Origin of the sequence: Xanthomonas codiaei (genome assembly GCF_002939785.1) — a bacterium.
GTDB lineage: Bacteria > Pseudomonadota > Gammaproteobacteria > Xanthomonadales > Xanthomonadaceae > Xanthomonas > Xanthomonas codiaei.
On record NZ_MDEC01000004.1, the window covers coordinates 177,867 to 200,011 of the forward strand.

Sequence of the window (22,145 nt, forward strand, 5' to 3'; positions counted from 1 at the left end):
TCCGTTGTCACCCCGATCCTGCGCCGTTAGCCTGCGCAGACTTCCCGGGGAACCCGCGCCGATGCGATCCACCACCTTGTCCCTTGCATTGCTGCTGGCGCTGTGCGGCTGTGCGCATGCCGACGCCCCGACGCGCCACACACCCGCCACGGCGGCCGGCGCCGAACCGCTCGATCTGGTCGAAGCCGATGTGGCCGGCCTGCAGGCGCGCATGCAGTCCGGCACCGCCACCAGCCTGGACCTGACCCGCGCCTACCTGCAACGCATCGCCAGCATCGACCGCGCCGGCCCGCGACTCAATGCGGTGATCGAACTCAATCCGCAGGCCGAAGCCGAGGCGCGCCGAATCGACGAGGAACGCCGCGCCGGCCGCGTGCGCGGCCCGCTGCACGGTATCCCGGTGCTGCTCAAGGACAATATCGACGCCGTGCCGATGGTCAACAGCGCCGGCTCGCTGGCACTGGCCGCGTTCCGCCCGGACCGCGATGGCTTCCTGGTGCAGCGCCTGCGCGCGGCCGGCGCAGTGATCCTGGGCAAGACCAACCTGAGCGAATGGGCCAACTTCCGCTCCACCCAGTCCAGCTCCGGCTGGAGCGCCCGCGGCGGGCTGACCCGCAATCCCTACGCGCTCGACCGCAACCCGTGCGGCTCCAGCGCCGGCACCGGCGCCGCCATCGCCGCCAGCCTGGCCACGGTGGGGATCGGCACCGAGACCGACGGCAGCATCGCCTGCCCGGCATCGGTCAACGGCCTGGTCGGACTCAAGCCGACCGTGGGCCTGGTCAGCCGCGACGGCATCATCCCGATCTCGGCCAGCCAGGACACCGCCGGGCCGATGACGCGCAACGTGGCCGACGCGGCCGCGGTGTTGCAGGCGATCGCCGCGCCCGATCCACAGGACCCGGCCACGCGCAGTGCGCCGTCGTCCCCTCCAGACTATCTCGCCCACCTCAAACCCGATGGCCTGCGCGGCGCGCGCCTGGGCCTGCTGCGCAATCCATTGCGCGAGGATCCCGCGATCGCTGCCGCACTGGATCGCGCCGTACAGACCTTGCGTGCGGCAGGTGCCACGGTGATTGAGACTGCCCTGGTCACGGATGGCAAGTGGGATGCTGCCGAGCAGATGGTCTTACTGGTCGAATTCAAGGCCGGCGTGAACGCCTATCTGCGCAGCCATGCGGCGCCGGTCAAGGACCTGGACGCGCTGATTGCCTTCAATCGCGCCAATGCGCAGCGCGAACTGCCTTACTTCGGCCAGGAGTTGTTCGAGCAGGCGCAGGCCGCGCCGGGCCTGGAAGACCTGGGCTATCTGAGCGCGCGCGCCAACGCCAGACGGCTCGCCGGCGAACAAGGTATCGACGCAGCCCTGAAGGCCGACCGCCTGGACGCGCTGATCGTACCGACCACCGGCGCTGCCTGGGTGACCACGCTAGGCAAAGGCGACACCTTTCCCGGTGCCGGCTACGGCGCCGCGGCAGTGGCCGGATATCCCAGCCTGAGCGTGCCGATGGGGCAGACCCAAGGCTTGCCGCTCGGATTGCTGTTCATGGGTACCGCCTGGAGCGAGCCACGGCTGATCGAGCTGGCCTACGCCTACGAGCAGCGTAGCCACGCGCGGTTCGCGCCCGGCTACGCGCCGAGCGCACCGCCAGCGACACCAGGCGCATCGCAACCGAAGACGGCAGACTGAGCGCACCGCAAGGCAGTACGCAGGCGGTACACGCATCGACGTCATGAGACAGCATCACCTGGACGTCGCGCTGCCAGCCGCCATGGCAGCTGCGCACCGCGAGCCGGCGACGTGCAGCATCGCGAACCGGTTGACCGCCCGCGCGCACCGACGCGACCACGCACGTCTGCGGGCAACGCTAGACCGATGCGGCAGGCTCGCCGTCTTCTGCGCCCGGCGAACGCACGCCGTCCGGCGCGATCGGCGCTGCGGCGCGCAGGGCCGGCTTTTCCTGCGCGGCGATCTCTGCACGGATCCTGGGCAAGGCGTAGGGATGTTCGCGGGTCAAAAAATCGATCATGCGCTCGCGCACCAGGCAGCGCAGGTCGAAGGCATCGCCGGAGTTGCGCGCACTCACCAGCAGGCGCACCTGGATGGTGTTGTCGCTGGTATCGGTGATCTGGGTGACGCACACGCGCCCGTCCCATAGCGGCTCGCCCTGGCAGATGCGCTCCAGCTCCGCACGCACCGCCGCGATCGGGGTGCGGTAATCCAGCCACAGGAAGGCGGTACCGAGCAGATCCGCGCTGGCGCGCGTCCAGTTCTGGAACGGGTTCTCGATGAACCAGGTGAGCGGCACCACCATGCGCCGCTCGTCCCAGATCCGCACCACCACATACGAGCTACCGATCTCCTCGATCCGGCCCCACTCGCCTTCCACGATCACCACATCGTCCAGCCGGATCGGCTGGGTCAAGGCGATCTGCAGGCCGGCGATCAGATTGCCGAATACCGGCTTGGCCGCGATGCCGGCCACCAGCCCGATGATGCCGGCCGAGGCCAGCAGCGTCTTGCCGATCTGGCGCACCTGCTCGAAGCCGAGCAGCACCACCGAGATGCCAAGCAGGATCACCGCGCCCATCACCACGCGGCTCAGCACCCGGGTCTGGGTCTGGATGCGGCGCGCGGTGAGATTGTCCGCTACTTCGATCGGGTTGCTGCGCAGGATCGCCGCCTCGCCAGCCGCCACCGCGCGCACCAGCAGCCAGGTCACGCAGCCGACGATGCCGACATGCAGCAGGTGCTGCACCGCCGCCAGTGCCTTGCCGGTCAATGGCGTGGCCTCGGTGGCCACGCCCAGAAACAGCAGCGGCAGGATGAAGGCCGCCGGCAAGGTGATCACGCGAATGATGCGTGCGCGTCGGTAATCGCGCCCTTGCATGCGGCGGAACAGCCACAGCATCAGCGACCAGGTGACGACGCCGGCAAGCAGCGCGGCGCCCAGCGGAATTGCGTATTCGCGAATGACGTTCCAATCGGCAGTCAAACCGTTCCTCCTGTGGGGGGAAAGAGGGATGGCTGCAGCAGCATGCCGCAAGCGGCATGAGCATCACGTCATGCGCACAGTCCGGTCAGCTTCCCAGCGGCTGCGATGCGGCCTGTTGCTGCTTGCGCACGATCGCCATCGCGATCTCCAGCGACTGCTCGTAGTTCAGGCGCGGATCCACGCTGGAGCGGTAGGCACGCTCCAGATCGCGCTCGGTCAACTCGCGCGCGCCGCCGGTGCACTCGGTGACATCTTCGCCGGTGAGCTCCAGATGCACACCGCCCAGCCGCGTACCGGCAGCGGCATGCAGGTCGAACGAGGTCTCCACCTCACCGCGGATGTTGTCGAAACGCCGGGTCTTGTAGCCATTCCCGGTGCTTTCGGTATTGCCGTGCATCGCATCGCACACCCACAGTACCCGGCGCCCGTCGCGCTTGACCGCATCCAGCAGCGGCGGCAACTTCTCGGCGATCTGTGCCGCGCCCATGCGATGGATGAAGCTCAGCCGTCCGGGTTCGTCCTCGGGATTGAGTACGTCGATCAACCGCAACAGCTGGTCCGGCTGCACCGACGGCCCCACCTTGATGGCGATCGGGTTGCGCACGCCGCGCAGATATTCCACATGCGCGCCATCCAGCGCCGCGGTGCGCATGCCGATCCACGGATAGTGCGTGCTGAGGTTGAACCAGCCCCATTGGCGCGGCACCTGGCGGGTCAGGCATTCCTCGTAGGGCAGCAGCAGCGCCTCGTGCGAGGTGTAGAAGTCGATGCGGTTGAGGTTGTAGACCTCGGCCCCGGACAGGGTTTCCATGAAGCGCACCGCATCGCCGATCGAGGACACCATCTTCTGGTAGTCCGCCGCCAGCGGCGAATAGCCCACCCAGTCCAGATTCCAGTATTCGGGGTGATGCAGGTCGGCAAAACCGCCATCGATCAGGGCACGCACGAAGTTCATCGTCATCGCCGAGCGCGAGTGCGCGGTGATCATGCGGCGTGGATCGGGCACCCGCGCGGCCTCGGTGAAAGCCGGTGCGTTGATCACATCGCCGCGATAGCTGGGCAAGGTCACCCCGTCGCGCGTTTCCGTATCGGCCGAGCGCGGCTTGGCATACTGCCCGGCAAAGCGCCCCACCCGCACCACCGGCAAGCGCAGGCCGTGCACCAGCACCAGGCTCATCTGCAGCAACACCTTCAGGCGGTTGGAAATGGTGCCCGATTCGCAATCGCTGAAATTCTCCGCGCAATCGCCACCCTGCAGCAGGAAGCGCTTGCCCTCCTGCGCTTCGGCCAGCTGGCGCTTGAGTGCGAAGATTTCCCACGAGGTCACCAGCGGCGGCAACTGACCCAACTCGTCCATTGCCGCCTGCAGCGCCACCTGGTCCGGATACGCTGGCAGCTGCAGCGCAGGTTTGCCACGCCAGCTCCCGGGTGCCCAGGTCAAGGCGGCGGGATCGCAGGCGGTTATCGGGGCGGAACGATTCATGACGGATCTCCTGGACAGCCTGCGATGGTGGCAGAGCCGGCGCGCCACGCAAAGCGCCGCCGCCGTGGCCGGGGCTTTGGCAGGGCGACGCCGTCCAGTCGCCGCCGGGTGAGCGCGACCGGACGGCAAGCGGCACACGGACACAGGCTCGGCGTTCGGCAGACACCACGCCGACCGCTGCGCGCCAGCGTCATGCCGCCGCGCCGTGCTGTCCGAAATGGCCCGCGCCAGCACAGGCCGTCGACCCACGCTATGGGCGCACAGGCGTCGTCAGCGGCGCCCCATCGACGGTGAGGCCATCGGTCCGTGTTCCTGGCGTGTCGCCGCACCCGACGGCAATCCAGCCATGCCGCGGCGACCTCACGCGACGTGCCGCATCCCGCTCCAGCCCTGCCGGCTTGGGACGACGCGCCTTCGCACCCTGCGCGGCGACGCACCGCCATCTGCTAGGTCTCTCACCAACCTGGCGCCTCTTGTGCGCCCGCAGCCAAACGCCCAGCCCAACGTCCTCCAGCCCCCCGGCCGGCGCCACCCCCAGGCATCGGGCCTCAGCGGTGCCCAGAACCGCGCCGTGCCCTGAAACCGGCGTACAGTGCCCACAGGGCCAATGCCACGAACCACACCATGCTCCACATCGGCATGCTCAGGCCCAGGAAGCGCCAGTCGATGTTGCCGCAGTCGCCGGTACCGGTCAGCACCGTGCGGAACACCTCGAACGGTCCCATCGTCTCGCTCAGAAAACTCAGCGGCGGGCCGCATGAAGACATCATGTCCTTGGGCCGGATCTGCACCCAGACGTGCCGCGTGGCGATGCCCATGCCCACGCCGGCGGCGATGAAGCTCAACACCCCATAGGCCTTATGCCCACCAGCTGCACGCGGCCCATGCAGGGCACCGAGCAGGAACAACACCGCCAGTGCCGCAAACGCGATCCGCTGGAAGATACACAGCGGGCAAGGCTCCAGCGCCAGATGCAGCTGCACATAGATCGCATAGGCCAGCAGTCCCGCACAGGCCAGAAAGCCCAGTAGAAACTGCGCCCGAAACCCCCAACGCAATGGATTCATCGTGACTGCTTGCCTAGGATCGAATCCGGATTATCAATCATCGCTGCGGCCCTGACCACGCATGCCCGGCCCTGCTCCGTCGCACACCGCAAAGCGCCATGCACCACCGCGGCTTCGCACTGCCAGGCGATGAGCTGCATGACCATCGGACAGGCATCAACGCGACCACGCCGGCAAGGAACCTTCGCATCCACCATCATGGCAACGCCACCGCCCTGGGCTCGGCCGGCACCCCAGGCGAGCATTGGCCAGGACGCCCCCACTTCCCCGAACGGCCGGTCCGACTCGGTGCCGCGCGTAACAAAAAGCCCGGCAATGCCGGGCTTTTTGGGAATCTTGATGGAGCGATCCTATTACTCGGCCACTTCCTCAGCCACGACCGGACGGTCGACCAGCTCCACATACGCCATCGGCGCATTGTCGCCAGCACGGAAACCGGCCTTCAGGATGCGCAGGTAGCCGCCGGGACGGGTCGCGTAACGCGGGCCCAGTTCGACGAACAGCTTGCCCACCGCTTCCTTGTCACGCAAGCGAGCGAACGCCAGACGACGATTGGCAACGCCATCGACCTTGCCGATGGTGATCAGCGGCTCGGCGACACGACGCAGTTCCTTGGCCTTCGGCAAGGTGGTCTTGATCAGCTCGTGCTTGAACAGCGAAGCGGCCATATTGCGGAACATGGCTTCGCGGTGCGCGCTGGTGCGGTTGAACTTACGACCGGATTTCTGGTGACGCATGAGTGTGATTTCCTAAGGAATGTTGAGACTGCTTGAGAGACGTTGTCGCCATCCTGGCGCTGTTGAATGGACTGCGGTTGGTCCGAACCGGCCGTCCCTCGACCGGTGTCACCGCGGGCTTCGGCCCGTCGATGAGGGAAAACGGCATGGGCGCCCGAAGACGCCCATGCAGTGACGCATCAACCAAGCATGCCGTGCTGGGCGACACCGGCCGGCGGCCAGTTCTCCAGCTTCATGCCCAATGCAAGGCCGCGCTGTGCCAGCACTTCCTTGATTTCGGTGAGCGACTTCTTGCCCAGATTCGGGGTCTTGAGCAGCTCCACTTCGGTCTTCTGGATCAGATCGCCGATGTAGTAGATGCTTTCGGCCTTCAGGCAGTTGGCCGAGCGCACGGTCAGCTCGAGGTCGTCGATCGGGCGCAGAAGCACCGGATCCACGCCGCTGGCAGCCGGCTTGGCCGCACCGCGATCGCGGTGGGTGAAATCGCCGAACACCGACAGCTGATCGCTAAGGATGTCGGCGGCGGTGCGCACGGCTTCCTCGGCATCGATCGTGCCGTTGGTTTCGATATCGATGACCAGCTTGTCGAGGTCGGTACGCTGTTCGACGCGCGCAGCTTCCACGGCGTAGGCAACGCGACGCACCGGCGAGAACGACGCATCCAGCATCAGACGACCGATGGTACGGGTCTCCTCATCCGGACGACGACGCGCAGCAGCCGGCTGATAGCCGAAGCCACGCTCGATCTTCAGGCGCATGTTCAGCGCGGTGTCCTTGGTCAGGTGGCAGATCACGTGGTCGCCGTTGATGATCTCAACGTTGTGATCGGTCCTGATGTCGGCCGCAGTGACCGTGCCCGGACCCTGCTTGGACAACGACAGCGTCGCGCTGTCGCCACTATGCATGCGAATGGCCACGTCTTTCAGGTTGAGCAGGACGTCCAGCACGTCTTCCTGCAAACCCTCGACCGTGGTGTACTCGTGCAGCACGCCGTCGATCTCGACCTCGGTGATCGCAAAACCGGGGATCGACGACAACAGCACACGACGCAGGGCATTGCCCAGCGTGTGCCCGTAACCGCGCTCCAAGGGTTCGATCACGACCTTGGCACGGTTGTCGGTAAGACGTTCGATCTGCGGACCACGAGGGCGCAGAACCTGGTTGGCGGTAACCGTCATGTTGCGGGGTCTCCTGCGAACCTCCGGCAGTGCCGGAGGTTCTCCAATGTGAATTACTTCGAATACAACTCGACGATCAGCGCTTCGTTGATATCCGAAGGCAGGTCAGCGCGATCCGGAACGGCCTTGAACACGCCGCTGAACTTCTTCGAATCGACTTCAACCCACGACGGCGTCATGTCGTGCTGCTCAGCCACGGTCAGGGCTTCCTGCACGCGGAGCTGTTTCTGTGCCTTTTCCGACAGCGTGATCGCATCGCCAGCCTTGATCTGGTACGAGGCCAGATTCACCGACTTGCCATTGACCAGCACGCCACGGTGCGACACCAGCTGGCGCGCGGCCGGACGGGTGACGGCAAAGCCCATGCGATAGCAGACGTTGTCCAGACGGGTTTCCAGCAACTGCAGCAGGTTCTCGCCGGTGTTGCCCTTCTTGGTCGAGGCCTTCTTGTAGTAGTTGCGGAACTGACGTTCCAGCAGACCGTAGATACGCTTGACCTTCTGCTTCTCGCGCAGCTGGGTGGCGTAGTCGGAGAGCTTGCCCTTGCGAGCCGCGCCGTGCTGGCCGGGCTTCTGCTCAAGCTTGCACTTGGAGTCCAGCGCACGCGCCGGGCTCTTGAGGGAAAGGTCGGCGCCTTCGCGGCGGGCGAGCTTACAGGTAGGACCGATATAACGAGCCATTTCTTATCGCTCCCTTTAGACGCGACGCTTCTTCGGCGGACGGCACCCGTTGTGCGGGATTGGCGTCACGTCGATGATGTTGGTGATCTTGTAGCCCACGTTGTTCAACGAACGCACGGCCGACTCACGGCCCGGACCCGGACCCTTGATACGTACTTCCAGCGACTTCACGCCGTAGTCGAGCGCAGCGCGGCCAGCCTTTTCGGCGGCAACCTGGGCAGCGAACGGGGTCGACTTGCGCGAACCACGGAAACCGGCGCCGCCGGAGGTAGCCCACGACAGCGCATTGCCCTGGCGATCGGTGATGGTGACGATGGTGTTGTTGAACGAAGCGTGGACGTGAGCAACGCCGTCGGTGATGACGCGCTTGATCTTCTTCTTCGTTTTCTTTTCTGCTGGCTTGGCCATGATCTATCCCTTACTTCCTGATCGCCTTGCGCGGACCCTTGCGGGTGCGGGCGTTGGTACGGGTGCGCTGACCACGCAGCGGGAGACCACGGCGATGACGCAGACCGCGATAGCAGCCCAGGTCCATCAGTCGCTTGATCGCGATACCGATTTCGCGGCGCAGGTCGCCTTCGACGACATACTTACCCACTTCGGCGCGCAGGCGCTCGATTTCGGGTTCGGACAGATCACGGATCTTCGTGGTCGAGGTCACACCTGCGGCTTCGCAGAGCTTCTTCGAACGGGTACGGCCGATGCCGTAAATGCTTTGCAACCCGACCCAGACATGCTTCTGGGCTGGCAGGTTGACGCCTGCAATACGCGCCATGACGCGATTCTCCAACTGAGTGATGGCCCGACGGCGCACAGGCGCCATCCGGCAGGATGGATCAAAAGTGAACTCGGAATTGTAGCAAGGCCTCGGATTGCTTTGAAGCCCGTGAAACCAGAGGTTCCATGGACCCGGCGTGGGGAGTGTGCCCTCGCTCCGGCGCCGGACGGTGTTGATCCAGAAAACTGCTCCGAATCGCCTGTGCTACTCCCGCACAGGACCACCCCGTCACACCCGCGCGCGAGACGTCGCGCGAGCCGCCCTTCTGATCGGAAGACCGTGGCCCGGGAACCAGGCCGTCTTCACGCAATGAAGATCTAGTGTACCACTTAACCGCGCGCAAGACCGCCGCGCGAGCCGCCCTTCAGGTTGGCCTTCTTCAGCAAGCTCTCATACTGGTGCGACATCAGGTGCGCCTGGATCTGCGCAATGAAGTCCATCACCACCACGACTGCGATCAGCAGCGAGGTGCCGCCGAAGTGGAACGAGGTGCCCAGCTGGGTCCGCATGATTTCCGGCAGCAGGCAGACGATCACCAGGTACAGCGAACCGGCCGCGGTCAGGCGGGTCAGCACGCCATCCACATAGTCGGCGGTCGCCTTGCCCGGACGGATACCCGGGATCAGCGCGCCCGACTTCTTGAGGTTGTCGGCGGTTTCCTGCGAGTTGAACACCAGCGCGGTGTAGAAGAACGCAAAACCGATGATCAGCGCAGCAAAGACCAGCATGTGCACCGGCTCGCCTGGCCCAAGCGCGTTGGCGATCTTCTGCAGCCACGATCCCACCCCACCCGACGCCGCCTGGCCCGACCACATCGACAGCGTGGCCGGGAAGGCCAGGATGCTGGAGGCGAAGATCGGCGGGATCACGCCAGCCATGTTGAGCTTGAGCGGCAGGAACGAGGTCTGGTTCATATACGCATTGCGACCGCCCTGTCGGCGCGCGTAGTTGACCGTGATGCGTCGCTGCCCACGCTCGACGAACACCACGAACAGCGTGAAAGCCAGAATGGTGATGACGATCAGCAGCAACGAAATGAAGCTCAGGTTGCCTTCGCGGAACGCTTCAACGGTCTGGATCGCTGCCGACGGAAGGCCTGCCACGATACCGGCGAAGATGATCAGCGACACGCCGTTGCCGATGCCGCGCTCGGTGACCTGCTCGCCGACCCACATCAGGAAGATGGTGCCCGCCGTCAGGGCGATCACCGCGGTCAGCACGAAGCCCATGCCCGGTGCATACACCACCGGAGCGCCGCCCGGGGCAGTCTGGTTCTGCAGTGCCAGCGCGATACTGCCGCCCTGCACCACCGCCAGCAACACCGCACCGATGCGCGAATACTGGGTGATCTTGCGCCGGCCCGACTCGCCTTCCTTCTGCATCGCCTTGAGGGCGGGAAAGATATGCGTGGCCAACTGGATCACGATCGATGCCGAGATGTACGGCATCACGTTCAACGCAAAAATACTGAAACGGTGCAGGGCGCCGCCCGAGAACATGTTGAACATGTCCACGATGCCGCCGCCCTGCGCCTGCATCAACGAAAGCATGGCATCGGGATTGACGCCCGGCACCGGCACGTAGCAGCCGATGCGATAGACGATCAATGCCCCGAGGACGAACAGTAGCCGCTGGCGAAGTTCCGTGAACTTGCCGAGCCCGCCACCGAGGTTACCAATGCCAGCCTGCGCCATCTGCCGATTACTCCTCTACGCTGCCGCCGGCAGCTTCGATTGCTGCCTTGGCGCCTGCGGTTGCCGCAACGCCCTTCAGCACGAACTTCTTGCTCAGCTCGCCCTTCAGCACGATCTTCGCCTTTTTGGCGCGGCTCGGGACCAGATTGGCCGCACGCAGCGCTGCGAAATCGACGTCACCGGCATCCAGCTTGTCCAGCTGGTAGGACAGCACTTCAGCGGTGTCGCGCGCCATCTTGGAGCGGAAACCGATCTTCGGCAGACGGCGCTGCATCGGGGTCTGGCCGCCTTCGAAGCCGGCCTTGATCTTGCCGCCACCCTTGCGGGCGAACGAACCCTTGTGACCGCGACCAGCGGTCTTGCCGAGACCCGAACCAATACCACGGCCGACGCGGGTGCGTTCGGTACGCGCGCCATCGGCGGGCTTGAGGTCATTAAGACGCAGAGTCATTGGATTACTCCTCAACCTTGACGAGGTAGTGAACCGTGTTGATCAGGCCACGCACCTGCGGGCTGTCCTTCAGTTCACGCACATCGTTGAGCTTATTCAGGCCCAACGCACGCACCGACAGCCGGTGACGCGACTGGGTTCCACGCAGGCCACGCACCAGGCGCACCTTCACGGTCTTGTTGGTGTCCTTAGCCATGGTTGAGCTCCTCCACCTTCTTGCCTCGCTTGGCCGCAACACGGGCCGGCGACTGCACTTCCGACAGACCCTTCAGGGTTGCGCGGACCAGGTTGATCGGATTACGCGAACCAACAGCCTTGGCCAGCACGTTCTTCACGCCAACCGCTTCGAGCACGGCGCGCATCGCACCGCCGGCGATGACGCCGGTACCTTCGGAAGCCGGCTGCATGTACACGCGTGCGGCGCCATGGCCGGACTTGACCGCATGCCACAAGGTGCCGTTGTTCAGATCCACAGTGGCCAGGTTCTTGCGCGCCTGCTCCATCGACTTCTGGATGGCGACCGGCACTTCGCGCGCCTTGCCATAGCCGAAACCGACCTTGCCCAGACCATCGCCGACCACGGTCAGCGCGGTGAAGGTGAACTGGCGACCGCCCTTGACCGTCTTGCTGACGCGGTTGACCGCGACCAGCTTCTCGATCATGCCATCGTCGACTTTCTCTTCGCGGTTACGGTCGCGATCACGACCCCGCGGCGCACGTTCTTCTGCCATCTTGATTCCTTGATTGATTGAGTATGTACGGCTCGAAGCCGCTTATGGTTGTGGAGTGACGCGGTGTTCCCGAATACCGCTGCAAAAGAGCGGGTCGGCCCGGCACTTACCTGCCGGCGGAACGCAGGGGCGGCCTGAGGCCACCCCTGCAGCAGTACTTAGAACTGCAGGCCACCTTCGCGAGCTGCATCGGCCAGCGCCTTGATGCGGCCATGGTAACGGTAGCCCGAGCGGTCGAAGGCGACCTTCTCGATGCCCGCCGCCTTGGCGCGCTCGGCGATCAACTTGCCGACCTTGGTGGCGGCGTCGCTGTTCTTGCCGTTCTTCAGGCCTTCCTTCACGTCGGCCTGCAGGGTGTTCGCCGCAGCGATCACCTTGGAGCCGTCGGCAGTGAAGACCTGCGCGTACAGGTGCTGACCGGTGCGCAGCACCGACAGACGCGCGACGCCCAGCTCGCGAATGTGTGCACGGGTCGACTTGGCGCGACGCAGGCGGGCGATGTTCTTGTTGATGCTCATGATATTTATCCTACGGAAGCTGAAGGAAAACAGGCTTGTACATTGAAAAGTCCGGCCATGGATGGCCGGGCTCCTCGCAGAGGGACCTGCCTTACGCCTTCTTGGCTTCCTTGCGAATGATGACTTCACCGGCGTACTTCACACCCTTGCCCTTGTAGGGCTCCGGCGGACGGAAACCGCGGATCTTGGCGGCAACTTCGCCGACGCGCTGCTTGTCGGCGCCCTGGACCACGATTTCGGTCTGGCTCGGGGTCGACAGCGTGATGCCTTCCGGCGCCACGAACACCAGCGGGTGCGAGAAACCGAGCGCCAGGCTCAGGTCCTTGCCCTGCATGGCAGCACGGTAACCGACGCCGACCAGCTCGAGCTTGCGCTCGAAGCCTTCGGACACGCCCTTGACCATATTGGCCAGGATGGCGCGCACGGTGCCGGTGATGGCGATCTGCGACGGGTCATTGGCCGACAGGGTCGCAACGTCGCCGTCGACGGCGATCTCGACGCCAACCGGCTTCGGCAGGGTCAACGTGCCCTTCGGGCCCTTGACGCTGACCAGGTCGGGCTGGACCTTCACTTCAACACCCTTCGGGAGGGACACGGGCTTCTTGGCTACACGGGACATGTTCGATTCCTTCCCTTAGGCCACGAAGCACAGGACTTCACCACCAACGCCGGCTTCGCGAGCCTGCGCATCGGTCATGATGCCCTTCGACGTGGAGATGATGGCGATGCCCAGGCCACCCAGGACCTTGGGCAGCTCGGTCTTGCCGCGGTACTGGCGCAGACCCGAGCGCGAGAAACGCTTCAGGGTCTCGATGACCGGACGGCCTTCGAAATACTTCAGCACGATTTCCAGCTCCGACTTGTTGTTTTCGGTGGCTGTAACGCGCAGGTCGGTGATGTAACCCTCGTCCTTCAGGACCTGGGCGATCGCAACCTTGATCTTGGACGACGGCAATTTCACCGTCTGCTTACCAACCGCTGCCGCATTCTTGATGCGAACCAGCAGGTCGGCGATGGGATCAGTCATGCTCATATGAGTACCTTTGAGTGCACCGATATCCGCTTTCGCGAAAATCTCGTGTTTTCCTGGGGACGGGCCAGGACCCTTGACGCAATGCCAGGCCCGAACGGGCAAGACAGGAGCGGGAGTATACGACAAAAGAGCCCGACTTGCGTCGGACTCCTTTGGTGAACAGAACAAACCTGTCCAGACCGGCCGCGAGCGGCCGGCGCGCTGTTACCAGCTTGCCTTGCGCAGCCCCGGAACGTCGCCGTTCATCGTGGCCTTGCGAAGCATGTTGCGACCCAGACCGAACTTGCGGTAGACACCGCGCGGACGACCGGACAGCTCGCACCGGTTGCGGTGGCGGCTCGGCGACGAATCGCGCGGCAGCTTCTGCAACTTGGTCGATGCATCGATCTTCTCTTCGTAGGACGCATCCTGGCTAGAGAGGATCTTCTTCAGCGCATCACGCTTGCCGGCAAATTTCTTCGCCAGCTTTGCACGCTTGATGTCGCGGTGGATCATGGAGGTCTTTGCCATTTCGGATGTCCTCTATGGTCAGTTACGGAACGGGAACTTGAACGCTGCCAGCAGCGCCTTCGCTTCCGCATCCGTCTTGGCGGTGGTGGTGATGGCGATATCCATACCGCGGATCGCGTCGACGGCGTCGAAGTCGATTTCCGGGAAGATGATCTGTTCCTTCACACCCATGTTGAAGTTGCCACGACCGTCGAAGGAGCGACCGGACACACCACGGAAGTCGCGCACGCGCGGCAGCGAGATGTTGATCAGGCGATCCAGGAACTCGTACATCTTGGCGCGACGCAAGGTGGTCTTGCAGCCGATCGGCCAACCGTCACGAATCTTGAACGATGCGACCGAAACGCGCGACTTGGTGACCACCGGCTTCTGACCGGAGATCTTGGACATGTCGGCGACCGCATTTTCCAGAATCTTCTTGTTGGTAGCCGCTTCGCCCACGCCCATGTTCAGCGTGACCTTGACCAGCTTCGGCACTTCCATCGGATTGGTGTAGCCGAATTCCTTCATCAGGGCCGGCACCACGTTTTCCTTGTAAAACTTTTCGAGACGAGTGTTCATGATCTCATTCCTCAGGCGTCGAGCGCCTCACCGCTGGAGCGGAACACACGCAATTTGCGTCCATCCTCCAGCACCTTGAAGCCAACGCGTTCGCCCTTGCCCGTTGCCGGGTTGACGACATTGACGTTGGAGATATGGATCGACGCTTCACGCTCGACCACGCCGCCGGCGACACCCGCCTGCGGGTTCGGCTTGGTGTGGCGCTTGATGACGTTGGCGTTGGAGACGATCACGCGATCGCCGTCCACACGCACCACTTCACCCTGCTTACCCTTGTCCTTGCCGGTGTTGATGACGACCTGGTCGCCCTTCTTGATACGGTTAGCCATGTGTATGTCCTCCGCTCACAGCACTTCGGGAGCGAGCGAGACGATCTTCATGAACTTCTCGGAACGCAGCTCGCGCGTCACAGGCCCGAAGATGCGGGTACCGATCGGCTCCTGCTTGTTGTTCAACAGCACAGCGGCATTGCCGTCGAAGCGGATCAGCGAACCGTCCGGACGGCGCACACCCTTGCGGGTACGCACCACGACGGCGTCGTAGACTTCGCCCTTCTTGACCTTGCCACGCGGAATGGCGTCCTTGACGGTCACCTTGATGATGTCGCCAATGTGTGCGTAACGGCGCTTTGAGCCGCCCAGCACCTTGATGCACATCACTTCCTTGGCACCGGAATTGTCGGCGACATCGAGGTAGCTCTGCATCTGGATCATGATTCAGATCTCCCTTATTCGGCCGAACGGGTGACGATTTCGACCACCCGCCAGTTCTTGGTCTTGGACATCGGAGCAATCTCGGTCACGCGCACGACATCGCCTTCGTTGCAGGCATTGTCGGCGTCGTGTGCGTGCAGCTTGGTCGAGCGCTTGATGTACTTGCCGTACAGAGCATGCTTGACTTGGCGCTCCACCAACACGGTGACCGTCTTGTCCATCTTGTTGCTGACGACACGGCCTTCGACCGTGCGCAGCGTTTGCTTTTCGTTGTTGTCGCTCATCGCGGCCGTCCTTACTTGGTGCTGCCGAGCAGGTGCTTGACGCGAGCGATCTCGCGGCGCACCCGGCGGGTTTCGTGGGTCTTCGGCAGCTGGCCGGTGACCTGCTGCATGCGGAGCGAGAACTGCTCCTTACGCAGATCGGTCAGGTGGGCCTTCAGTTCGTCAGCCGACTTTTCGCGGAGTTGTTTGATATCCATCAGCGCACCGTCCGGGTCACGAAAGTGGTGGTCACCGAGAGCTTGGCAGCGGCCAGGCGGAACGCCTCGCGTGCGGTCTCTTCGGGGATCCCCTCGATTTCATAGATCATGCGGCCCGGCTGAATCTGCGCGACCCAGTACTCCACGTTGCCCTTACCGGAGCCCATGCGGACTTCGATCGGCTTCTTGGTGATCGGCTTGTCGGGGAACACACGGATCCACATCTTGCCGCCCTTCTTGACGTGGCGGCTGATCGTGCGGCGTGCTGCTTCAATCTGGCGCGCGGTCAGCTGACCGTGCGCCGTGGCCTTGAGGCCGTATTCGCCGAAGCTGACGGCGTTTCCGCTCCATGCCAGGCCGTCGTTACGGCCCTTGTGCATCTTGCGATATTTGGTTCGCTTGGGTTGCAACATTGCCGTTACCTCGCTTCACGAGCCGGGCGCGACGGGCGGTCACCACGGTCGCCGCGATCGTTACGATCGTTGCGCGGGCTGTCGTCCTGCTTTTCCTGGCCAACCTGAGAGAAGTCGAAGACTTCGCCCTTATAGATCCAGACCTTGATGCCGATGATGCCGTACGTCGTGGACGCTTCGGCAAAACCGTAATCAATGTCGGCACGTAGCGTGTGCAGCGGCACGCGGCCTTCGCGGTACCACTCCGAACGGGCGATTTCTGCACCGTTGAGGCGGCCAGCCACGTTGACCTTGATGCCCAGGGCACCCAGGCGCATCGCGTTACCGACCGAGCGCTTCATTGCGCGGCGGAACATGATGCGACGCTCCAGCTGCTGCGCGATCGACTCGGCGACCAGCTGCGCGTCCAGCTCCGGCTTGCGCACTTCGGTGACGTTGATGTGCGCCGGAACGCCCATCAGCTCGCTCACTTCCTTACGCAGCTTTTCGATGTCCTCGCCACGCTTGCCGATCACCACGCCCGGACGGGCAGTGTGAATGGTCACGCGGGCGGTTTTGGCAGGGCGCTCGATCAAGATCTTGCTGATCCCTGCCTGCGCGAGCTTCTTGCGCAGCATTTCACGCACTTTCAGGTCGGCAGCCAGATAACCGGCGAACTCGGCCTTGTTTGCGTACCACTTGGAATTCCAGTCCTTGGCGATGCCCAGGCGAATTCCAGTCGGATGAACTTTATGACCCATGGTCTTTTCCTTTCCGCTTACTTGGCGGCGCCCACAACCACAGTGATGTGGCTGGTGCGCTTGAGGATGCGGGTACCGCGGCCTTTCGCCCGCGCCATGAAACGCTTCAGGGAGGGACCTTCATCAACCATGATGGTCTTGACCTTCAGCTCGTCGACATCCGCGCCCTGATTGTTCTCGGCATTGGCGATCGCCGACTCCACCACCTTCTTGATCAGGTGTGCAGCCTTCTTGTCCGAGAACTTCAGCAGATTGACCGCACGTTCGGCGGACAAACCACGCACCTGGTCAGCGACCAGGCGGGCCTTCTGCGGGGAGATGCGCGCGGTGCGCAGGATTGCTTTCGCTTCCATCGTCATCTCTCCTTACCTGCCCGACTTCTTGTCGCCACCGTGACCCTTGAAGGTCCGGGTGACGGCAAATTCGCCGAGCTTGTGGCCAACCATATTCTCGTTGACGAGCACCGGAATGTGGTTCTTGCCGTTATGCACGGCGATGGTGATGCCTACCATTTCCGGCAGGATCATCGAACGGCGCGACCAGGTCTTGATCGGCTTCTTGCTACCCGCAGCGGACTCCACCTTCTTTGCAAGGTGGTGATCGACGAACGGGCCCTTCTTGAGTGAACGTGCCATGGTCGATTAGCCCCTACGATCGCGGACGATGAACTGCTGGGTGCGCTTGTTCTTGCGCGTCTTGTAACCCTTGGTCGGAACACCCCACGGGGTGACCGGATGCGGATTACCCTGGCCAGCCTTCGCTTCACCACCACCGTGCGGGTGATCGACCGGGTTCATGGCCGCACCGCGAACGGTCGGGCGAACACCGCGCCAACGCTTGGCGCCGGCCTTGCCCAACTTCTCGAGGTTGTGCTCGTCGTTGCCGACTTCGCCGATGGTGGCGCGGCACTCGACCGGCACCTTGCGCATTTCGCCCGAGCGCAGACGCAGCGTGGCATAGATGCCTTCGCGAGCGACCAGCTGCACGGCTGCACCGGCAGCGCGTGCGATCTGAGCGCCCTTACCCGGCTTCAGCTCGATACCGTGGACCGTCGTACCGACCGGGATGTTGCGCAGCGGCAGCGTGTTACCGGTCTTGATCGGTGCATTGGCACCGGCAATGACCTGATCGCCAGCCTTCAGGCCCTTGGGGGCGATGATGTAGCGGCGCTCGCCATCGACGTAGCACAGCAGGGCGATATGGGCGGTACGGTTGGGATCGTATTCGATCCGCTCCACACGCGCCGGAATGCCTTCCTTGTTGCGCTTGAAGTCGATGATGCGGTAGTGCTGCTTGTGGCCACCACCGACGTGACGCACGGTGATGCGGCCATGGTGGTTACGACCACCGGACTTGCTCTGCGAATCGAGCAGCGCCGCGTGCGGTGCGCCCTTGTGCAGATCGGGAGTAACCACGCGCACGGCGGAACGACGGCCGGGAGAGGTGGGTTTGAACTTCATCAATGGCATGGGATGGACCTCAGGCCTTGGCCGTTACGTCGATGGACTGACCATCGACCAGGCGGACGTACGCCTTGCGCCAATTGCCACGGCTGCCAGCACGGTTACGGAAGGACTTGCTCTTGCCCTTGACGTTGACCACGTTGACTGCCTTGACCTTGACGTCGAACAGCTGCTCGACCGCGGCCTTTACATCGGCCTTGGTGGCTTCGTTCGAAACTTCGAAGACATACTGGTTGGAGATTTCCTGCAGGCGCGCGGTCTTTTCGGAGACTCGCGGAGCACGCAGCACGCTGAAGATTTTTTCGTTGCTGCTCATGCCAGCCACTCCTCGACCTTCTTGACCGCATCGGCGGTGATCACGACCGTATCGGCCCCGACCAGAGCGACCGGATCCAGACCCTGCACGTCACGCACCTGCACATACGGCAGATTGCGGGCGGACAGATACAGGTGCTCGGAGGCTTCTTCGGTGACGATCAGCGGGCGCTTGCCCACGTCCAGTCCCCTCAGCTTCTCGATCAGACCCTTGGTCTTGGTCGCTTCGAGGTCGAACGCGTCGACGATCATCAGACGACCCTGACGGTTCAACTCGGAGAAGATCGCGCAGATGGCCGCGCGGTACATCTTGCGGTTGACCTTCTGCTCGAAGCTGCGCGGCTTGGCCGCAAAGGTCACGCCGCCGCCGACGAAGATCGGAGCCGTCAGCGCGCCATGACGCGCACCGCCGCCCTTCTGCTTCTTCGACTTCTTGGTCGTGCCCGCAACTTCCGAACGCGTCTTCTGTGCCTTGGTACCGGCGCGACCGGCGTTGCGATAAGCGACGACGACCTGGTGGACCAGATCTTCGCTGAATTCGCGACCGAACACGGCATCGGAGACCGAGACCTTGTTGTTGCTACCCGTGATAACGAGTTCCATCGTCATCTCTCCTTATGCCTTGCTCGCCGGACGGACGATCACGTCGCCACCAGCTGCGCCAGGCACGGCGCCGCGGATAGCAATCAGACCACGCTCGACGTCGACCTTGACCACTTCCAGGTTCTGCGTGCTTTGCTGCACGGCGCCCATGTGGCCCGACATCTTCTTGCCCGGGAAAACGCGACCCGGGGTCTGGCGCTGACCCAACGAACCCGGCGCGCGATGCGACAGCGAGTTACCGTGGGTTGCGTCGCCCATACGGAAGTTGTAGCGCTTGATGGTGCCCTGGAAACCCTTACCCTTGGTGACGCCCTGGACGTCGACCTTCTGGCCGACCTCGAAGATGTCCGCCTTGATCTCGCCACCGACGGCGAAATCGCCGAGCTGAGCGTCTTCAACGCGGAATTCCCACAGGCCGCGACCCGCTTCCACCTTCGCCTTGGCGAAGTGGCCTGCAGCCGGCTTGTTGACCAGCGCGGCACGACGGGCGCCAACGGTAATCTGCACGGCGCTGTAGCCGTCGGTTTCGACGGTCTTGATCTGCGCGATGCGGTTCGGAGTTGCTTCGATCAGCGTAACCGGCACCGAGCGGCCGTCTTCAGTGAAGACGCGGCTCATGCCAGCCTTGCGGCCCACGAAGCCCAACGAATATTTCTTCGTCATGGTCGTAGTCCTCAGGTCAACTTGATCTGTACGTCGACGCCAGCCGCGAGTTCGAGCTTCATCAGCGCGTCCACGGTCTTGTCGTTGGGGTCGACGATATCGAGCACGCGCTTGTGCGTGCGGGTTTCGTACTGGTCACGCGCATCCTTGTCGGCATGCGGGGATACGAGGATGGTGTAACGTTCGATCTTGGTCGGCAGCGGGATCGGGCCACGCACTTGCGCGCCGGTCCGCTTGGCCGTTTCGACGATCTCGCTGGCCGAACGGTCGATCAAACGATGATCGAACGCCTTCAACCGAATCCGGATCTTTTGTTCCGACATGACGGAAGCTTCCTTCGTTAAAAGAGCGACGGGCAAGGCCTCTGGGATACCTGCCCCGATGTTCCTGCGTAGATGAGCGCCGCGCATCCTGCCGGCGAGGGCATTCCTCCGCCCAAAAACTGAGGCAGCCCGGTAAACCGGCCTGCCCAGACGGAAAAGTATAGTGCGCAACAAAAGCACGGTCAACAACGCGTGAGTTGTTGAGTGCTCCATGCAACGCGACCTTCCCGGTCTGGCGAACACGAGCGGCATCCTGCCGTTCTTTTCGCTGTAACTCAGCGCCCTACCCAGGGACACCGAGCCGCGCATTATAGCGAGCGTGATTCCGCCGTGCAAGCACCCTTTCAGCAGCTTGCGACCGCCCGCCCCGTCCGACTTTCCACGCAACAAAAAGGGGCCAGCTCGCGCTGACCCCTTCGCTGCATCGACTGCCGAAGCCGTCGAATTGCAGATGTCTTACTTGACGATCTTGGCAACCACGCCGGCGCCGACGGTGCGGCCGCCTTCGCGGATCGCGAAACGCAGGCCTTCGTCCATCGCGACCGGGTTGATCAGGGTCACGACCATCTTCACGTTGTCGCCCGGCATCACCATTTCCACACCTTCCGGCAGCTGGCAGGCGCCAGTGATGTCGGTGGTCCGGAAGTAGAACTGCGGACGGTAGCCCTTGAAGAACGGGGTATGACGGCCACCCTCATCCTTGGACAGCACGTAGACTTCGGCTTCGAACTCGGTGTGCGGCTTGATCGAACCCGGCTTGCACAGCACCTGGCCGCGCTCGACGTCGTCACGCTTGGTGCCGCGCAGCAGCAGACCGGCGTTGTCGCCTGCCTGACCCTGATCCAGCAGCTTGCGGAACATTTCCACGCCGGTGACGGTGGTCTTCTGCGTATCGCGGATACCGACGATTTCGATTTCGTCGCCCACCTTGATGATGCCGCGCTCGATACGACCGGTCACCACGGTGCCGCGGCCGGAGATCGAGAACACGTCTTCGACCGGCATCAGGAACGGACGATCCACGTCGCGGGTCGGCTCCGGAATGAAGCTATCCAGGGCATCGACCAGCTTCAGGATGGCCGGCACGCCGATCTCGCTCTGATCGCCGTCCAGCGCCAGACGGGCCGAACCGTGGATGATCGGAGTGTCGTCGCCCGGGAAGTCGTACTTGCTCAGCAGCTCGCGCACTTCCATTTCGACCAGCTCGAGCAGCTCGGCGTCGTCGACCATGTCGGCCTTGTTCAGGAACACCACGATGTGCGGCACACCGACCTGACGCGAGAGCAGGATGTGCTCGCGGGTCTGCGGCATCGGGCCGTCAGCGGCCGAGCACACCAGGATCGCGCCGTCCATCTGCGCCGCACCGGTGATCATGTTCTTGACGTAGTCGGCGTGGCCGGGGCAGTCGACGTGCGCGTAATGACGGGTCGGGGACTCGTATTCCACGTGCGCGGTCGAAATCGTGATGCCGCGCGCCTTCTCTTCCGGCGCTGCGTCGATCGCGTCGTACGCCTTGAACTCGCCACCGAAACGCTCTGCACCGATCTTGGTCAGCGCGGCGGTCAACGTGGTCTTGCCATGGTCGACGTGACCGATGGTGCCGACGTTCACGTGCGGCTTGGTGCGCTCGAATTTAGCTTTTGCCATGGGTGCAAGTTCTCGGTAATCGTTTGGAGTTAAGACGATTGAGTAATGGTGCTCACGAAAGGAATCGAACCTTCGACCTCCTCCTTACCAAGGAGGTGCTCTACCGACTGAGCTACGTGAGCGAGTTTTGCATTATGCCATGCATTTGCGTTCAATGGAGCGGGAGACGGGAATCGAACCCGCACCATCAGCTTGGAAGGCTGAGGTTCTACCGTTGAACTACTCCCGCGCCGGGAACTGCATGCCACAACGTGAAACTGGTGGAGGGAGGTGGATTCGAACCACCGAAGGCGTAAGCCAGCAGATTTACAGTCTGCCCCCGTTGGCCGCTTGGGTATCCCTCCAGCTTTTACTACCGGACCGTTGC

The 22,145-nt window shown here is 63.4% G+C and carries 32 protein-coding genes and 3 tRNA genes; 1 reads left to right on the forward strand and 34 read right to left on the reverse strand.

All coding sequences use genetic code 11. From position 1 onward, the window contains the following. Window positions 1-76 precede the first annotated feature (76 nt). On the forward strand, window positions 77-1,690 hold the full coding sequence (locus tag XcodCFBP4690_RS04490; RefSeq protein ID WP_208622690.1) for an amidase: 1,614 nt from the start codon (window positions 77-79) through the stop codon (window positions 1,688-1,690). 178 nt (window positions 1,691-1,868) lie between these two features. On the opposite strand, the gene XcodCFBP4690_RS04495 is transcribed toward XcodCFBP4690_RS04490, so the two are convergent. The 34 genes from XcodCFBP4690_RS04495 to XcodCFBP4690_RS04660 all read right to left on the reverse strand — a co-directional run bounded on the left by XcodCFBP4690_RS04495 (window position 1,869) and on the right by XcodCFBP4690_RS04660 (window position 22,122). Then, window positions 1,869-2,996, reverse strand: a complete 1,128-nt coding sequence (locus XcodCFBP4690_RS04495) for a mechanosensitive ion channel family protein (protein ID WP_104539835.1) — start codon at window positions 2,994-2,996, stop codon at window positions 1,869-1,871. A gap of 85 nt (window positions 2,997-3,081) precedes the next feature. Beyond that, complete coding sequence (locus XcodCFBP4690_RS04500; RefSeq protein ID WP_104539836.1) at window positions 3,082-4,479, reverse strand: class II 3-deoxy-7-phosphoheptulonate synthase; 1,398 nt, start codon at window positions 4,477-4,479, stop codon at window positions 3,082-3,084. Between the two features lie 548 nt (window positions 4,480-5,027). Next, on the reverse strand, window positions 5,028-5,546 hold the full coding sequence (locus XcodCFBP4690_RS04505) for a disulfide bond formation protein B (RefSeq protein WP_104539837.1): 519 nt from the start codon (window positions 5,544-5,546) through the stop codon (window positions 5,028-5,030). Between the two features lie 353 nt (window positions 5,547-5,899). Beyond that, window positions 5,900-6,283 (reverse strand): 50S ribosomal protein L17, encoded by a 384-nt coding sequence (gene rplQ, locus XcodCFBP4690_RS04510; protein WP_003486665.1) that lies wholly within the window; start codon window positions 6,281-6,283, stop codon window positions 5,900-5,902. Between the two features lie 179 nt (window positions 6,284-6,462). Further along, a complete protein-coding gene (locus tag XcodCFBP4690_RS04515) occupies window positions 6,463-7,461 on the reverse strand; it encodes a DNA-directed RNA polymerase subunit alpha (RefSeq protein ID WP_002811635.1) in 999 nt (332 codons plus the stop codon). A gap of 53 nt (window positions 7,462-7,514) precedes the next feature. Further along, a complete protein-coding gene (gene rpsD, locus XcodCFBP4690_RS04520) occupies window positions 7,515-8,141 on the reverse strand; it encodes a 30S ribosomal protein S4 (protein WP_002811641.1) in 627 nt (208 codons plus the stop codon). 15 nt (window positions 8,142-8,156) lie between these two features. Beyond that, window positions 8,157-8,549 (reverse strand): 30S ribosomal protein S11, encoded by a 393-nt coding sequence (gene rpsK, locus XcodCFBP4690_RS04525; RefSeq protein ID WP_003486671.1) that lies wholly within the window; start codon window positions 8,547-8,549, stop codon window positions 8,157-8,159. A 10-nt stretch (window positions 8,550-8,559) separates the two neighbouring features. Then, window positions 8,560-8,916 (reverse strand): 30S ribosomal protein S13, encoded by a 357-nt coding sequence (gene rpsM, locus XcodCFBP4690_RS04530; RefSeq protein ID WP_104539893.1) that lies wholly within the window; start codon window positions 8,914-8,916, stop codon window positions 8,560-8,562. 332 nt (window positions 8,917-9,248) lie between these two features. Next, window positions 9,249-10,613 carry a preprotein translocase subunit SecY gene (secY, locus tag XcodCFBP4690_RS04535; protein ID WP_008571664.1) on the reverse strand — a complete coding sequence of 455 codons (1,365 nt, stop codon included), beginning with the start codon at window positions 10,611-10,613 and terminating at the stop codon, window positions 9,249-9,251. Between the two features lie 7 nt (window positions 10,614-10,620). Beyond that, the gene (gene rplO, locus XcodCFBP4690_RS04540; protein WP_003486676.1) at window positions 10,621-11,064 is read right to left on the reverse strand and encodes a 50S ribosomal protein L15; all 444 of its coding nucleotides are present in this window, start codon (window positions 11,062-11,064) and stop codon (window positions 10,621-10,623) included. 4 nt (window positions 11,065-11,068) lie between these two features. After that, a complete protein-coding gene (gene rpmD / locus XcodCFBP4690_RS04545) occupies window positions 11,069-11,260 on the reverse strand; it encodes a 50S ribosomal protein L30 (RefSeq protein ID WP_003486678.1) in 192 nt (63 codons plus the stop codon). Next, window positions 11,253-11,795 carry a 30S ribosomal protein S5 gene (gene rpsE / locus XcodCFBP4690_RS04550; protein ID WP_003486682.1) on the reverse strand — a complete coding sequence of 181 codons (543 nt, stop codon included), beginning with the start codon at window positions 11,793-11,795 and terminating at the stop codon, window positions 11,253-11,255. The genes rpmD and rpsE overlap by 8 nt, the downstream gene beginning before the upstream one ends. A 158-nt stretch (window positions 11,796-11,953) precedes the next feature. After that, the gene (rplR, locus tag XcodCFBP4690_RS04555) at window positions 11,954-12,313 is read right to left on the reverse strand and encodes a 50S ribosomal protein L18 (protein ID WP_104539838.1); all 360 of its coding nucleotides are present in this window, start codon (window positions 12,311-12,313) and stop codon (window positions 11,954-11,956) included. Window positions 12,314-12,404: 91 nt separating this feature from the next. Next, a complete protein-coding gene (gene rplF / locus XcodCFBP4690_RS04560; RefSeq protein WP_104539839.1) occupies window positions 12,405-12,932 on the reverse strand; it encodes a 50S ribosomal protein L6 in 528 nt (175 codons plus the stop codon). A gap of 15 nt (window positions 12,933-12,947) precedes the next feature. Next, complete coding sequence (rpsH, locus tag XcodCFBP4690_RS04565) at window positions 12,948-13,346, reverse strand: 30S ribosomal protein S8 (RefSeq protein WP_010371096.1); 399 nt, start codon at window positions 13,344-13,346, stop codon at window positions 12,948-12,950. A 204-nt stretch (window positions 13,347-13,550) separates the two neighbouring features. Beyond that, on the reverse strand, window positions 13,551-13,856 hold the full coding sequence (rpsN, locus tag XcodCFBP4690_RS04570) for a 30S ribosomal protein S14 (RefSeq protein ID WP_005917137.1): 306 nt from the start codon (window positions 13,854-13,856) through the stop codon (window positions 13,551-13,553). A gap of 18 nt (window positions 13,857-13,874) precedes the next feature. Further along, window positions 13,875-14,417 (reverse strand): 50S ribosomal protein L5, encoded by a 543-nt coding sequence (gene rplE / locus XcodCFBP4690_RS04575; protein WP_010371090.1) that lies wholly within the window; start codon window positions 14,415-14,417, stop codon window positions 13,875-13,877. Window positions 14,418-14,428: 11 nt separating this feature from the next. Beyond that, complete coding sequence (rplX, locus tag XcodCFBP4690_RS04580) at window positions 14,429-14,746, reverse strand: 50S ribosomal protein L24 (RefSeq protein ID WP_104539840.1); 318 nt, start codon at window positions 14,744-14,746, stop codon at window positions 14,429-14,431. Window positions 14,747-14,761: 15 nt separating this feature from the next. Then, the gene (gene rplN, locus XcodCFBP4690_RS04585) at window positions 14,762-15,130 is read right to left on the reverse strand and encodes a 50S ribosomal protein L14 (RefSeq protein ID WP_003486699.1); all 369 of its coding nucleotides are present in this window, start codon (window positions 15,128-15,130) and stop codon (window positions 14,762-14,764) included. A 14-nt stretch (window positions 15,131-15,144) separates the two neighbouring features. Next, window positions 15,145-15,414 carry a 30S ribosomal protein S17 gene (rpsQ, locus tag XcodCFBP4690_RS04590; RefSeq protein WP_003486701.1) on the reverse strand — a complete coding sequence of 90 codons (270 nt, stop codon included), beginning with the start codon at window positions 15,412-15,414 and terminating at the stop codon, window positions 15,145-15,147. Window positions 15,415-15,425: 11 nt separating this feature from the next. Continuing rightward, on the reverse strand, window positions 15,426-15,611 hold the full coding sequence (rpmC, locus tag XcodCFBP4690_RS04595; protein ID WP_003486703.1) for a 50S ribosomal protein L29: 186 nt from the start codon (window positions 15,609-15,611) through the stop codon (window positions 15,426-15,428). Next, window positions 15,611-16,024 carry a 50S ribosomal protein L16 gene (gene rplP, locus XcodCFBP4690_RS04600; protein ID WP_003486706.1) on the reverse strand — a complete coding sequence of 138 codons (414 nt, stop codon included), beginning with the start codon at window positions 16,022-16,024 and terminating at the stop codon, window positions 15,611-15,613. Before rplP ends, rpmC begins: the two co-directional genes overlap by 1 nt. 5 nt (window positions 16,025-16,029) lie before the next feature. Continuing rightward, window positions 16,030-16,764, reverse strand: coding sequence for a 30S ribosomal protein S3 (gene rpsC, locus XcodCFBP4690_RS04605; RefSeq protein ID WP_033898118.1), 735 nt, complete (start codon window positions 16,762-16,764; stop codon window positions 16,030-16,032). A gap of 17 nt (window positions 16,765-16,781) precedes the next feature. Further along, entirely contained in the window at window positions 16,782-17,117 is a 336-nt protein-coding gene (rplV, locus tag XcodCFBP4690_RS04610; protein WP_003486710.1) for a 50S ribosomal protein L22, read from the reverse strand. 12 nt (window positions 17,118-17,129) lie between these two features. Then, a complete protein-coding gene (gene rpsS / locus XcodCFBP4690_RS04615) occupies window positions 17,130-17,399 on the reverse strand; it encodes a 30S ribosomal protein S19 (RefSeq protein WP_005917128.1) in 270 nt (89 codons plus the stop codon). Window positions 17,400-17,405: 6 nt separating this feature from the next. Beyond that, on the reverse strand, window positions 17,406-18,233 hold the full coding sequence (gene rplB, locus XcodCFBP4690_RS04620) for a 50S ribosomal protein L2 (protein WP_003486715.1): 828 nt from the start codon (window positions 18,231-18,233) through the stop codon (window positions 17,406-17,408). Between the two features lie 10 nt (window positions 18,234-18,243). Then, complete coding sequence (gene rplW, locus XcodCFBP4690_RS04625) at window positions 18,244-18,543, reverse strand: 50S ribosomal protein L23 (RefSeq protein ID WP_002811694.1); 300 nt, start codon at window positions 18,541-18,543, stop codon at window positions 18,244-18,246. Beyond that, a complete protein-coding gene (gene rplD / locus XcodCFBP4690_RS04630; RefSeq protein WP_104539841.1) occupies window positions 18,540-19,145 on the reverse strand; it encodes a 50S ribosomal protein L4 in 606 nt (201 codons plus the stop codon). Before rplD ends, rplW begins: the two co-directional genes overlap by 4 nt. 12 nt (window positions 19,146-19,157) lie before the next feature. Next, window positions 19,158-19,808: a 50S ribosomal protein L3 gene (rplC, locus tag XcodCFBP4690_RS04635; RefSeq protein ID WP_005993363.1), complete on the reverse strand. Its 651-nt coding sequence runs from the start codon at window positions 19,806-19,808 to the stop codon at window positions 19,158-19,160. An 11-nt stretch (window positions 19,809-19,819) separates the two neighbouring features. Then, entirely contained in the window at window positions 19,820-20,131 is a 312-nt protein-coding gene (gene rpsJ, locus XcodCFBP4690_RS04640; RefSeq protein WP_003486723.1) for a 30S ribosomal protein S10, read from the reverse strand. A 456-nt stretch (window positions 20,132-20,587) separates the two neighbouring features. After that, a complete protein-coding gene (gene tuf, locus XcodCFBP4690_RS04645; RefSeq protein WP_064508646.1) occupies window positions 20,588-21,778 on the reverse strand; it encodes an elongation factor Tu in 1,191 nt (396 codons plus the stop codon). A 46-nt stretch (window positions 21,779-21,824) separates the two neighbouring features. After that, a tRNA-Thr gene (locus XcodCFBP4690_RS04650) sits at window positions 21,825-21,900 on the reverse strand. 33 nt (window positions 21,901-21,933) lie between these two features. Further along, window positions 21,934-22,007 (reverse strand) — tRNA-Gly (locus XcodCFBP4690_RS04655). Between the two features lie 29 nt (window positions 22,008-22,036). Then, window positions 22,037-22,122: transfer RNA gene (locus tag XcodCFBP4690_RS04660), tRNA-Tyr, on the reverse strand. Between the last annotated feature and the right edge of the window lie 23 nt (window positions 22,123-22,145).

Coding starts and splice junctions, on each gene's coding strand:
- rpmC (WP_003486703.1), bottom strand. CDS start 15,611: ATGGATATCAAACAACTCCGCGAAAAGTCGGCTGACGAACTGAAGGCC.
- secY (WP_008571664.1), bottom strand. CDS start 10,613: ATGGCGCAGGCTGGCATTGGTAACCTCGGTGGCGGGCTCGGCAAGTTC.
- rplO (WP_003486676.1), bottom strand. CDS start 11,064: ATGACTCTGCGTCTTAATGACCTCAAGCCCGCCGATGGCGCGCGTACC.
- rpsJ (WP_003486723.1), bottom strand. CDS start 20,131: ATGTCGGAACAAAAGATCCGGATTCGGTTGAAGGCGTTCGATCATCGT.
- rpsK (WP_003486671.1), bottom strand. CDS start 8,549: ATGGCCAAGCCAGCAGAAAAGAAAACGAAGAAGAAGATCAAGCGCGTC.
- rplV (WP_003486710.1), bottom strand. CDS start 17,117: ATGGAAGCGAAAGCAATCCTGCGCACCGCGCGCATCTCCCCGCAGAAG.
- tuf (WP_064508646.1), bottom strand. CDS start 21,778: ATGGCAAAAGCTAAATTCGAGCGCACCAAGCCGCACGTGAACGTCGGC.
- rpsC (WP_033898118.1), bottom strand. CDS start 16,764: ATGGGTCATAAAGTTCATCCGACTGGAATTCGCCTGGGCATCGCCAAG.
- XcodCFBP4690_RS04505 (WP_104539837.1), bottom strand. CDS start 5,546: ATGAATCCATTGCGTTGGGGGTTTCGGGCGCAGTTTCTACTGGGCTTT.
- XcodCFBP4690_RS04515 (WP_002811635.1), bottom strand. CDS start 7,461: ATGACGGTTACCGCCAACCAGGTTCTGCGCCCTCGTGGTCCGCAGATC.
- rplP (WP_003486706.1), bottom strand. CDS start 16,024: ATGTTGCAACCCAAGCGAACCAAATATCGCAAGATGCACAAGGGCCGT.
- rpsD (WP_002811641.1), bottom strand. CDS start 8,141: ATGGCTCGTTATATCGGTCCTACCTGTAAGCTCGCCCGCCGCGAAGGC.
- rplN (WP_003486699.1), bottom strand. CDS start 15,130: ATGATCCAGATGCAGAGCTACCTCGATGTCGCCGACAATTCCGGTGCC.
- rpsE (WP_003486682.1), bottom strand. CDS start 11,795: ATGGCAGAAGAACGTGCGCCGCGGGGTCGTGATCGCGACCGTAACCGC.
- rplD (WP_104539841.1), bottom strand. CDS start 19,145: ATGGAACTCGTTATCACGGGTAGCAACAACAAGGTCTCGGTCTCCGAT.
- rplE (WP_010371090.1), bottom strand. CDS start 14,417: ATGAACACTCGTCTCGAAAAGTTTTACAAGGAAAACGTGGTGCCGGCC.
- rpsM (WP_104539893.1), bottom strand. CDS start 8,916: ATGGCGCGTATTGCAGGCGTCAACCTGCCAGCCCAGAAGCATGTCTGG.
- rplC (WP_005993363.1), bottom strand. CDS start 19,808: ATGACGAAGAAATATTCGTTGGGCTTCGTGGGCCGCAAGGCTGGCATG.
- rplF (WP_104539839.1), bottom strand. CDS start 12,932: ATGTCCCGTGTAGCCAAGAAGCCCGTGTCCCTCCCGAAGGGTGTTGAA.
- XcodCFBP4690_RS04500 (WP_104539836.1), bottom strand. CDS start 4,479: ATGAATCGTTCCGCCCCGATAACCGCCTGCGATCCCGCCGCCTTGACC.
- rpsH (WP_010371096.1), bottom strand. CDS start 13,346: ATGAGCATGACTGATCCCATCGCCGACCTGCTGGTTCGCATCAAGAAT.
- rplW (WP_002811694.1), bottom strand. CDS start 18,543: ATGAGCAGCAACGAAAAAATCTTCAGCGTGCTGCGTGCTCCGCGAGTC.
- rplX (WP_104539840.1), bottom strand. CDS start 14,746: ATGGCTAACCGTATCAAGAAGGGCGACCAGGTCGTCATCAACACCGGC.
- rpmD (WP_003486678.1), bottom strand. CDS start 11,260: ATGGCTAAGGACACCAACAAGACCGTGAAGGTGCGCCTGGTGCGTGGC.
- rplQ (WP_003486665.1), bottom strand. CDS start 6,283: ATGCGTCACCAGAAATCCGGTCGTAAGTTCAACCGCACCAGCGCGCAC.
- rpsQ (WP_003486701.1), bottom strand. CDS start 15,414: ATGAGCGACAACAACGAAAAGCAAACGCTGCGCACGGTCGAAGGCCGT.
- rplB (WP_003486715.1), bottom strand. CDS start 18,233: ATGCCATTGATGAAGTTCAAACCCACCTCTCCCGGCCGTCGTTCCGCC.
- rpsS (WP_005917128.1), bottom strand. CDS start 17,399: ATGGCACGTTCACTCAAGAAGGGCCCGTTCGTCGATCACCACCTTGCA.
- rplR (WP_104539838.1), bottom strand. CDS start 12,313: ATGAGCATCAACAAGAACATCGCCCGCCTGCGTCGCGCCAAGTCGACC.
- rpsN (WP_005917137.1), bottom strand. CDS start 13,856: ATGGCAAAGACCTCCATGATCCACCGCGACATCAAGCGTGCAAAGCTG.